Source organism: Streptomyces sp. SID5464, from assembly GCF_009862985.1.
GTDB classification, from domain to species: Bacteria; Actinomycetota; Actinomycetes; order Streptomycetales; family Streptomycetaceae; genus Streptomyces; species Streptomyces chartreusis_D.
This window is the reverse complement of sequence record NZ_WWIQ01000060.1, coordinates 104,981-114,763: the sequence shown is the minus strand read 5'-3', so window position 1 is coordinate 114,763 and position 9,783 is coordinate 104,981. Positions and strand designations below refer to the sequence as shown.

Below are 9,783 nucleotides of genomic sequence, written 5' to 3'. Positions count from 1 at the left end.
TGCGGACCCACCCTGCCCCGGCAACAACTGCAGTCACATACGCGACACGTTCCGCTCGTACACCAGTCTCAACCCGATCAGCGTCAGCCAGGGCTCGTGTTCGTCGATGACCGACGACTCGCCCAGGACCATCGGGGCCAGGCCGCCCGTCGCGATGACCGTGACGTCGTCCGGGTCCTCCGACAGCTCCCGGGCCACGCGGTTGACGACCCCGTCGACCTGGCCGGCGAAGCCGTAGATGATGCCCGACTGCATCGCCTCGACCGTGTTCTTGCCGATGACGCTGCGGGGCCGGGCCACCTCGATCTTGCGGAGCTGGGCGCCGCGGACGCCCAGGGCCTCGACGGAGATCTCGATGCCGGGGGCGATGACCCCGCCGACGTACTCGCCGCGCGCGCTGACCGCGTCGAACGTCGTCGCCGTGCCGAAGTCGACCACGATCGCGGGGCCGCCGTAGAGCTCGACCGCCGCGACCGCGTTGATGATGCGGTCCGCTCCGACCTCCTTGGGGTTGTCCATGAGGATCGGGACGCCCGTCTTGACGCCCGGTTCGACGAGGACCGCCGGGACGTCGCCGTAGTAGCGGCGCGTCACCTCGCGGAGCTCGTGCAGGACCGAGGGGACGGTCGCGCAGATGGCGATGCCGTCGATGCCGTCGCCCAGTTCGTCGCCGAGCAGCGGGTGCATGCCCATCAGGCCCTGGAGGAGGACCGCCAGCTCGTCGGCGGTGCGGCGCGCGTCCGTGGAGATGCGCCAGTGTTCGACGATGTCCTCGCCGTCGAACAGGCCCAGGACGGTGTGGGTGTTGCCTACGTCGATGGTCAGCAGCATGGCCCGTACCCGCTCCCCTACTCCGCCGGCCGCAGGTCCAGGCCGATGTCCAGGATCGGCGAGGAGTGGGTGAGGGCTCCGACGGCCAGGTAGTCGACGCCCGTGTCCGCGTACGCCTTGGCGTTGTCGAGGGTCAGGCGGCCCGAGGCCTCCAGGGCGGCGCGGCCCTGGACGAGGGCGACCGCCTCCTCGCACTCGCCCGGCGTGAAGTTGTCCAGGAGGATCAGGTCGGCGCCGGCGTCCAGGACCTCGCGGAGCTGGTGCAGGGTGTCGACCTCGACCTCGATGGGCACGTCGGGGAAGCGATCCCGTACGGCCGTGAAGGCCTGGGCGACGCCGCCCGCGGCGACCACGTGGTTGTCCTTGACGAGGGCCGCGTCCGAGAGGGACATCCGGTGGTTGACGCCGCCGCCGCAGCGGACCGCGTACTTCTCGAGGCTGCGCAGGCCGGGGGTCGTCTTGCGGGTGTCGCGGACCCTGGCCTTCGTGCCGTCCAGGACGTCCGCCCACGCCCGCGTGGCCGTCGCGATGCCCGACAGGCGGCACAGGATGTTCAGCGCGCTGCGCTCGGCCGTGAGGAGGTCGCGGGTGCGGGTGGTGACCGAGAGGAGCTTCTGGCCCGCCTCGACGCGGTCGCCGTCCTCCGCGTGGCGCTCGATCTCGAGTTCCTCCTCGCAGACGACCGAGATGACCGCTTCGGCGACGCGGAGGCCGGCCACGACGCCCGCCTCGCGTGCGGTGAAGTCTGCGGTGGACACCGCGTCCTCGGGGATCGTCGCCACCGTCGTCACGTCCACGCCGTGGGCCAGGTCCTCCTGGAGGGCCACGTTGGCGATGTCCTCGACCTCGACGGGGTCGAGGCCGGCGTCGGCCAGGAGCTGGGCGAGTGCGGGGTCCAGGCCGCACTCCAGGTACGCCTCGTCGTCCGCGCCGCAGGCGCAGCCGTCGCCGCAGCCTCCGGACGAGGCGAGGGGAAGGTCGGGGGTGCTCACGTCGGTCACTGCTCCTGGGGGGCCTTGGGCGGGAGGGTCGTAGGGAAGTGTGTGGTGTCCGTGGTGTGCACGGCCAGCGTGCGGTCCGGGTTCAGGCGTACGACGATGTGGCGCCGCCAGGTGGTGTCGTCGCGCTCGGGGCGGTCCTCGCGCCAGTGGCAGCCCCGGGTCTCCTCGCGCAGCCGGGCCGCGGTGACCAGGACGCGGGCCACGCACAGCAGGTTGGTGGCCTCCCAGGTGTCGACGCCGGCCTCGGCCGTCTTGCCGTTCTCGGCGAGGGCGTCGCGGGCGTCGGTGTGCAGCTGCTGGAGCTGGTCGGCGGCCTTGGCGAGGGACTCCGCCGAGCGCAGGACACCGGCCCCGTTCGTCATGATCCGCTGGATCGTGAAGCGGGCCTCCGGGGTGAGCAGGGGGTGCTCGGGGGTCTCCGGGTAGGGCAGGGGCTGCGGCACGCGCGCGTGGAGGCCGGTCTCCGCGTGGCTCGCGGCGATGTCGGCCGCGATGCGCTCGGCGTAGACCAGGCCTTCGAGGAGGGAGTTGGAGGCCAGGCGGTTGGCGCCGTGCACGCCGGTGCAGGCGACCTCGCCGCACGCGTACAGGCCGGGGACGGTCGTACGGCCCCGGGAGTCGGTGCGGACGCCGCCGGAGGCGTAGTGGGCGGCCGGGGCGACCGGGATGGGCTCGGTGACCGGGTCGATGCCGTGGGCGCGGCAGGCGGCGAGGATCGTCGGGAAGCGGTGCTCCCACATGTCGGCGCCGAAGTGCCGGGCGTCGAGGAACATGTGCTCGGCGTCCTGCTCCTGCATGCGGCGCGTGATGCCCTTGGCGACGATGTCGCGGGGCGCGAGCTCGGCCAGTTCGTGCCGGCCGAGCATGAAGCGCACGCCGTCGGCGTCGACCAGGTGGGCGCCCTCGCCGCGCACCGCCTCGGAGACCAGGGGCTGCTGGCCCTCCGCGTCGGGGCCCAGGAAGAGGACCGTGGGGTGGAACTGGACGAACTCCAGGTCGCTCACCTCGGCGCCCGCGCGCAGCGCCAGGGCGACGCCGTCGCCCGTGGAGACGGACGGGTTGGTCGTCGCCGAGAAGACCTGGCCCATGCCGCCGGTCGCCAGGACGACCGCCGGGGCGTGGACCGCGCCCACGCCGTCGTGCTGTCCCTCGCCCATGACGTGCAGGGTGACGCCTGCCGTGCGGCCCTCGGCGTCCGTGAGGAGGTCCAGGACGAGCGCGTTCTCGACGGTGCGCAGACCACGCGCGCGTACCGCCTCGACCAGGGCCCTGGAGATCTCGGCACCGGTGGCGTCGCCGCCGGCGTGGGCGATGCGGCGGCGGTGGTGGCCGCCCTCGCGGGTGAGTTCCAGGCCGCCCTCGGAGGACTCGTCGAACTGGGCGCCGGTCTCGATGAGGCGGCGTACGGCGTCGGGGCCCTCGGTGACGAGGATGCGGACCGCTTCCTCGTCGCACAGGCCCGCGCCGGCGACCAGGGTGTCGTCCAGGTGCTGGTCGGGGGTGTCGCCCTCGCCGAGGGCCGCGGCGATGCCGCCCTGGGCCCAGCGGGTGGAGCCGTCGTCCAGGCGGGCCTTGGTGACGACCACGGTGGTGAGGCCGGCCGCCTCGCAGCGCAGGGCGGCCGTGAGGCCGGCGACGCCGGAGCCGACGACGACCACGTCCGCGGAGATGGACCACCCGGGGGCGGGCGCGTGCAGGCGTATGCCTGTGCTGGTCACGAGGCGGCTCCGAAGGTGAGGGGAATGTTGTCGATCAGCCGGGTCGTCCCGACCCGGGCGGCGACGGCGAGGACCGCCTCGCCGGTGAAGTCGTCCCCGATCTCGGTGAAGTCGGACGGGTCGACCAGGGCGAGGTAGTCCAGCACGAGCGGCGGATCGAGGCGGGCGGCCTCGTCGAGGACCTGGCGGGCGGCCGCGCGGACGCCGGCCGGGCCGCCCGGGACGGCCGTCGCGACGGCGTGCGCGTCCGCCGCCGCGCGGGACTCCCCTATGGCGCTGAGCGCCTCCGCACGCGCGCGTGTGGCGGGCACCTCGCGGGCCCGGGCGCGCAGCGCCTCCTGCGCGGCGTGCCGGTCCTGGCCCGCGAACAGGGCACTGGACAGCGCGAGGGCGGTGCGCCGCTCGGCGGGCGAGAGGTAGCGGTTGCGGCTGGACAGGGCCAGGCCGTCCTCCTCGCGCACGGTGGGGACGCCGACGATCTCCACGCCGAAGTTCAGGTCCCGCACCATGCGGCGGATCAGGGCGAGCTGCTGGGCGTCCTTCTGGCCGTACAGGGCGACGTCGGGGCGGGTCAGGTGCAGCAGCTTGGCGACGACCGTGAGCATGCCGTCGAAGTGGCCCGGGCGGGAGGCGCCCTCCAGCCGCTCGCCCATGGGGCCCGCCGTGATGCGGACCTGGGGCTCGCCGCCGGGGTAGACCTCGTCGACGGCCGGGGCGAACACGACGTCCGCGCCGGACTCCCCGGCCAGCTTCACATCGGCGTCCAGGGTGCGCGGGTAGCGGTCGAGGTCCTCGCCCGCGCCGAACTGGAGCGGATTGACGAAGACGGTGACGACGACCTCGCCGTCGGGCCCGGCGAGGGCACGCGCGGTGCGGATCAGCGTGGCGTGGCCCTCGTGCAGCGCGCCCATGGTCATCACCACGGCGCGGCGGCCCGCACGCGCGCGTGCGTGCAGTTCACCGGCCGTGCTGAGCAGGGTGGTGGTCATCGGGCGTCCCCTTCGGTGCCGTCGGTCCCGTGGGCGAGTACCCCGAGGAGGTCCTCGGCGAGCTCCGGCTTCAGCAGGCCGTGGGCCAGGGCCCGGTCGGCGGTCGCGCGGGCCATCGCCAGGTAGCCGTCGACGGCCTGCGGGGCGTGCCGGCGCAGCTCGGTGACGTGCGCGGCGACCGTGCCCGCGTCCCCGCGCGCGACAGGGCCCGTGAGGGCCGCGTCGCCGGAGCGCAGGGCGTTGTCCAGGGCCGCGCCGAGCAGCGGGCCGAGCATCCGGTCGGGGGCCGCGACACCGGCCGAGCGCAGCAGCTCCAGGGACTGGGCGACCAGGGTGACCAGGTGGTTGGCGCCGAGCGCCAGGGCCGCGTGGTAGAGCGGCCGGTTCTCCTCGGCGATCCACTCCGGCTCGCCGCCCATCTCGATGACCAGGGCCTCCGCGGCCAGCCGCAGCTCCTCGGGCGCGGTGACGCCGAAGGAGCAGCCGGCCAGTCGCTGGACGTCCACGGGCGTGCCGGTGAAGGTCATCGCGGGGTGCAGGGCCAGCGGCAGGGCGCCCGCGCGCAGGGCGGGGTCGAGCACCCGCGCGCCGTACCGCCCGGAGGTGTGCACGAGCAGTTGTCCCGGCCGTACGGACCCGGTGTCGGCGAGGCCCGCGACCAGTTCGGGCAGGGCGTCGTCGGGAACCGTCAGCAGGACCAGCTCGGCCCGCTGGAGGACCTCGGCGGGCGGCATCACCGGCACGTCGGGCAGCAGTTGCGCGGCGCGGCGCCGGGAGACGTCGGAGACCGCGGAGACGGCGACCGGGCGATGCCCGGCGAGCTGGAGGGACGCGGCCAGTGCGGGTCCCACGCGGCCGGCGCCGACGACGCCGACGGTGAGCCGCGCGGGGCGGTCCTTGGGGTCTGGCTGTGGGGTTGTGTTCACTCGACGGCGGCCTTCCCGTTCCAGTCCGCTCCGGGTACCGGACGATTTCTCGTCATGTTAACGCGATCGGTTCGAGGGGCGTTCGGTTGTCCACAGGGTGTGCATTGCGGTGGACACCGCGCGGGTGCACGGGCGTACGGAAATCCGGGTGCCCGCCGGCACCCGCGCGCGGGATGATCCGGCCATGAATGACATGGCGGGACAGGGCGCGCAGGCGACCGGGCAACGGCCTGACGAGGACCGGCTGGACGAGGACGGGCCGAAAGCGGGCCGGCCTGACGAGGACCGGACTGTTGAGGACCGGAGGTCGCAGCTCCGTGAGCGGCGGCTGGCCGCACACCACGGCGCACGGCGCGTGTTCGCGCGCTTCGCCTTCCACAAGTCGCTCCGGGAGCGGCTGGCGGCACTGGACGGCGCGGCGGACCTGTACGACCTGGACGAGCGGTCCGACGTGTACGGCGACGGCGTCGTCGAGGCGCTGGAGACGAAGGTCGCCGCACTGCTCGGCACCGAGGCCGCCGCGTTCTTCCCGACGGGCACGATGGCCCAGCAGGTGGCACTGCGCTGCTGGGCGGGCCGGACCGGCAACCCGACCGTCGCCCTGCACGCGCTCAGCCATCCCGAGGTGCACGAGCGGAACGCGTTCAGCGAGGTCGGCGGCCTGCGGCCGGTGCGCGTGGCCAGCGAGCCGCGGCTGCCCACCGCCGCCGAGGTGCGCGACTTCGAGGAACCCTTCGGGGCGCTGATGCTGGAACTGCCCCTGAGGGACGCCGGTTTCGTGCTGCCCTCCTGGGAGGAGCTCACCGAGGTGGTGGCGGCAGCGCGGGAGCGGGACGCCGTGGTGCACTTCGACGGGGCCCGCCTGTGGGAGTCCACGGTCCACTTCGGCCGGTCCCTGGAGGAGATCGCGGGCCTGGCCGACAGCGTCTACGTGTCGTTCTACAAGTCCCTGGACGCGTTCGGCGGTGCGGCACTCGCCGGGCCGAGGGAGCTCGTGGAGGAGGCGAAGGCCTGGCGGCACCGGTACGGCGGCCTGGTCTTCCAGCAGTTCCCGACGGCTCTGTCGGCACTGCTCGGGCTGGAGCGGCAACTGCCCCGGTTGCCGGAGTACGTCGCCCACGCGCGCGTGGTGGCCACCGCGCTGCGCGAGGGGTTCGCCGCGGTCGGGGTGCCGTGGGCGCGCGTGCACCCGGAGGTGCCGCACACCCACGACTTCCAGGTGTGGCTGCCGTACGACGCCGACGTCCTCTCGGAGGCGGCGGTGCGGACGGCCGAGGAGACCGGCACCGTCCTGTTCTCCTTCGCCTGGGACCGGCGCGGCCCCGGCCTGGCGTTCACGGAGGTGCATGTGCGGTCCGCCGGGCTGGAGTGGACCGCCGAGGACGTCAAGAGCGCGGTGGCGGAGTTCGTGGCCCGGCTGCCGGGGGAGGTCAGGTAGGGCGCCGCCGCCACCGGTTCAGGGCGACCCGGAACCGGTGCCGGGCCGGGCGGCCCGCCAGGACCGCCCGGAACTGCCGCTCGTCGCGCCACTCCCGTACGACCTGCCAGTCATGCGCGCCGGGAGCGGGCGGGGCGGGCTCGTCGTGCTGCCGGGCGCGGTAGGCGTCGAGGAGGTGCTGCTGCGTGATGCTCATGGTGGATCGCCTCTGCGGGACGGGGTGATGGAGGTCCGAAGGCTCCGCGGCTGCCCCGGTGGTCCCACAGTGCCCCCGAACCGAGGGCGACGTCGCGTCGATTGACGAGGCCCGTCAAACGACGGGGGCGTTGTCGGTGGCGGGGTGCACCATGAAGGCATGAGCGTGCACATCGACATCGCCGGGATGCGGCCGGAGAGTGTGGCCGTCGTGCCCTCGCCCCTGGCCGAGCTGGGCATGGCGCTGCACGCGCTGTCCGAGCCGGGACACCACCCGGGCCTCCAGGGCTGGGTGACGGGCGTGACCGCCCGGCTCGACCCGCATCTGGCCGACCGGATGTGCGAGGCCGACTTCCTGTGGCGGACGACGTTCTCGGACCTGTTCCTGCCGTACGCCGGCATACCGGGCCCGGGCACCCTGCCGGGCGCCACCCTCGCCGACGAACTGGACCTGCTGGACAAGCTGACGGACGAACAGTTCGTGGATGCCGCGCTGGAGTTCACCTGTGCCGTCGGGTACGGCACGTGCGGACCCACCGCACTGACCGACGCGGAGGTGCGCCGCCGCTCCCTGGACCTGGCCGCCGCGCGGGGACCGCAGCAACTGCGGTTCAGCGAACGGCTGCTGGCGGACCCGCCCAGGATCCGGGCCTGGCTGCGGCAGTTCCTCCAGGACTGCGACGAGGCGTTCTTCGCGGAGACGTGGTCCCGGCTGCGCCACCAGCTCGCGGCGGACGCCCGCCACAAGACGGACCTGCTCAGACACCGGGGCCTGGCCGAGGCGCTCGCCGCGGTGTCCCCGGCGGTGACGCTCGACGAGGCCGCCGCCGAAATCACGGTCGACAAGCTGGGCGAGGGCCGTACGGCCACGGGCGAGGACGGCCTGCTGCTCGTCCCGACGAGCCTGGGCTGGCCGCACCTGATGGTCCTGCACCGGCACGGCTGGCAGCCGGTGCTGCACTACCCGGCCGGCTCCCCCGAGCTCGCCGCCCCGCCCACGCTGGAGCAGCTGGCCCTGCGCATGACCGCGCTGTCCCACCCCGTACGCATGCGCATGTGCCGCTATCTGGCCCGCAGCGCGTACACCACCGGCGAGCTGGCGCAGGTGCACGGCATGACGGCCCCGGAGATATCCCGGCATCTGGCGGTGCTGAAGAAGGCGGGCCTGATCACCACCCGCCGCCGGGGGCGCTACGTCCTGCACCAGCTTGACGTGACGATGGTGGCCCGGCTCGGCAGCGAGTTCCTGGAGGGGATCCTCAGGTAGCGGGCCCGGGCGTCCGGGTCAGCCGTGCCCGCCGGCCCGCACCAGCCCCGTCTCGTAGGCCAGCACCACGACCTGCACCCGGTCCCTGAGCCCCAGCTTGGTCAGGATGCGGCCCACGTGCGTCTTCACGGTCGCCTCGGACAGCACGAGCCGGGCCGCGATCTCGCCGTTGGACAGGCCCTGCGCGACCAGCACCATGACCTCGCGCTCACGCCCCGTGAGCCGCTCCAGCTCCTGGTGCTGGGGCTGCTTCCCGGTGCCCGGCAGCATCGGCGCGAAGCGGTCCAGGAGCCGCCGGGTGGTGGAGGGCGCGACGACCGCGTCACCGCTGTGCACGGCGCGGATCGCGGCGAGGAGCTCCCCGGGCGGCACGTCCTTGAGCATGAAGCCGGAGGCGCCCGCCTTCAGCCCGGAGAAGGCGTACTCGTCGAGGTCGAAGGTGGTCAGGATGAGCACCTTCGGCGGGTCGGTGTCCGCGCAGATCCGGCGGGTCGCCTCCACCCCGTCGAGCTTCGGCATGCGGACGTCCATCAGCACCACGTCGACCTCGGTCTCCCGCAGCGCCTGGAGGGCCTCGACACCGTCGCCCGCCTCCGCCACGACCTCCATGTCCGGCTGGGCGGCGAGCACCATCCGGAACCCGGTGCGCAGCAGCACCTGGTCGTCGACGAGCATCACGCGGATCGTCATCTGGCCTCTTCCATATGGGGTCGTTGCATGGGGTCGTTACAGGTGTCAGCGAGGGGCGTGCACGACGTCAGTGCGCGGGTTTGAGCGGCAGCAGGGCACTGATGCGGAATCCTCCGCCCGGGCGCGGGCCGGCGTCCAGGGTGCCGCCGACCATGCCGACCCGTTCCCGCATGCCGATCAGGCCGTGTCCCTGGCCGTCGAACCCGCCCTCCTCGTACAGCTCGTGCGGGGCGCCCTTGCCGTCGTCCTCGACGAGCAGGCCGAGGCCGTCGTCGAAGTACACCAGGCGCACACTCGCGCCCGCGTTGGGCCCGCCGTGCTTGCGGGTGTTGGTGAGCGCCTCCTGCACGATGCGGTAGGCGGTGAGCTCGACGCCGCTGGGCAGCGGGCGGGGGGTGCCCTCGACCTTGAAGTCGACGGGCAGTCCGTGCCCGCGGCACTGCTCGACGAGGTCCTCGATCTGCTGGACGTCGGGCTGCGGCACGTACTCGCCGGCCTCCTCGTGCTCCCCGGTGCGCAGCACGCCGAGCAGCCGGCGCATCTCGGCGAGGGCCTGGCGACCGGTGGAGGAGATGGTCTCCAGGGCCTTCTTCGCCTGGTCGGGCGCGGCGTCGAGGACGTAGGCGGCGCCGTCGGCCTGCACCACCATCACCGAGACGTTGTGCGCGACGACGTCGTGCAGCTCGCGGGCGATGCGGGCGCGTTCGGCGGCGACGGCGACCTTGGAC

The 9,783-nt window shown here is 73.7% G+C and carries 10 protein-coding genes; 2 read left to right on the top strand and 8 right to left on the bottom strand.

Going from position 1 to position 9,783, the window contains the following annotated elements:
- Positions 1-33: 33 nt before the first annotated feature.
- The 5 genes from GTY47_RS30530 to GTY47_RS30510 are packed head-to-tail and all read right to left on the bottom strand — an operon-like array spanning position 34 to position 5,465.
- Complete coding sequence (locus tag GTY47_RS30530) at positions 34-831, bottom strand: type III pantothenate kinase (RefSeq protein WP_010044343.1); 798 nt, start codon at positions 829-831, stop codon at positions 34-36.
- Between the two features lie 17 nt (positions 832-848).
- Entirely contained in the window at positions 849-1,823 is a 975-nt protein-coding gene (gene nadC, locus GTY47_RS30525) for a carboxylating nicotinate-nucleotide diphosphorylase (protein WP_029181490.1), read from the bottom strand.
- A gap of 5 nt (positions 1,824-1,828) precedes the next feature.
- A complete protein-coding gene (locus tag GTY47_RS30520; protein WP_010044338.1) occupies positions 1,829-3,550 on the bottom strand; it encodes an L-aspartate oxidase in 1,722 nt (573 codons plus the stop codon).
- On the bottom strand, positions 3,547-4,539 hold the full coding sequence (panC, locus tag GTY47_RS30515; RefSeq protein ID WP_010044335.1) for a pantoate--beta-alanine ligase: 993 nt from the start codon (positions 4,537-4,539) through the stop codon (positions 3,547-3,549). Before panC ends, GTY47_RS30520 begins: the two co-directional genes overlap by 4 nt.
- Positions 4,536-5,465: a DUF2520 domain-containing protein gene (locus GTY47_RS30510; protein ID WP_010044334.1), complete on the bottom strand. Its 930-nt coding sequence runs from the start codon at positions 5,463-5,465 to the stop codon at positions 4,536-4,538. Before GTY47_RS30510 ends, panC begins: the two co-directional genes overlap by 4 nt.
- 184 nt (positions 5,466-5,649) lie before the next feature.
- Between GTY47_RS30510 and GTY47_RS30505 the strand changes: the two genes are divergently transcribed.
- A complete protein-coding gene (locus GTY47_RS30505) occupies positions 5,650-6,903 on the top strand; it encodes a beta-eliminating lyase-related protein (RefSeq protein ID WP_040903756.1) in 1,254 nt (417 codons plus the stop codon).
- Here the strand turns inward: GTY47_RS30505 and GTY47_RS30500 are convergent.
- A complete protein-coding gene (locus GTY47_RS30500; protein WP_010044332.1) occupies positions 6,896-7,099 on the bottom strand; it encodes a hypothetical protein in 204 nt (67 codons plus the stop codon). The two genes, GTY47_RS30505 and GTY47_RS30500, sit on opposite strands and share 8 nt — an antisense overlap.
- 159 nt (positions 7,100-7,258) lie before the next feature.
- On the opposite strand from GTY47_RS30500, the gene GTY47_RS30495 reads away from it, so the two are divergent.
- Positions 7,259-8,365 carry a DUF5937 family protein gene (locus GTY47_RS30495; protein ID WP_029181489.1) on the top strand — a complete coding sequence of 369 codons (1,107 nt, stop codon included), beginning with the start codon at positions 7,259-7,261 and terminating at the stop codon, positions 8,363-8,365.
- A gap of 18 nt (positions 8,366-8,383) precedes the next feature.
- Here the strand turns inward: GTY47_RS30495 and GTY47_RS30490 are convergent, their stop codons facing one another.
- Both GTY47_RS30490 and GTY47_RS30485 read right to left on the bottom strand, forming a co-directional pair.
- On the bottom strand, positions 8,384-9,055 hold the full coding sequence (locus tag GTY47_RS30490) for a response regulator transcription factor (RefSeq protein ID WP_010044326.1): 672 nt from the start codon (positions 9,053-9,055) through the stop codon (positions 8,384-8,386).
- 67 nt (positions 9,056-9,122) lie between these two features.
- Positions 9,123-9,783 (bottom strand): sensor histidine kinase (locus GTY47_RS30485; protein WP_010044324.1); only part of this gene is annotated, 661 nt, incomplete at its 5' end.

Excerpts from the sequence above, each read along its gene's own strand:
- GTY47_RS30530 (WP_010044343.1), bottom strand. The coding sequence starts at position 831 with ATGCTGCTGACCATCGACGTAGGCAACACCCACACCGTCCTGGGCCTG.
- panC (WP_010044335.1), bottom strand. The coding sequence starts at position 4,539 with ATGACCACCACCCTGCTCAGCACGGCCGGTGAACTGCACGCACGCGCG.
- GTY47_RS30505 (WP_040903756.1), top strand. The coding sequence starts at position 5,650 with ATGAATGACATGGCGGGACAGGGCGCGCAGGCGACCGGGCAACGGCCT.
- GTY47_RS30500 (WP_010044332.1), bottom strand. The coding sequence starts at position 7,099 with ATGAGCATCACGCAGCAGCACCTCCTCGACGCCTACCGCGCCCGGCAG.
- GTY47_RS30495 (WP_029181489.1), top strand. The coding sequence starts at position 7,259 with ATGAGCGTGCACATCGACATCGCCGGGATGCGGCCGGAGAGTGTGGCC.
- GTY47_RS30490 (WP_010044326.1), bottom strand. The coding sequence starts at position 9,055 with ATGACGATCCGCGTGATGCTCGTCGACGACCAGGTGCTGCTGCGCACC.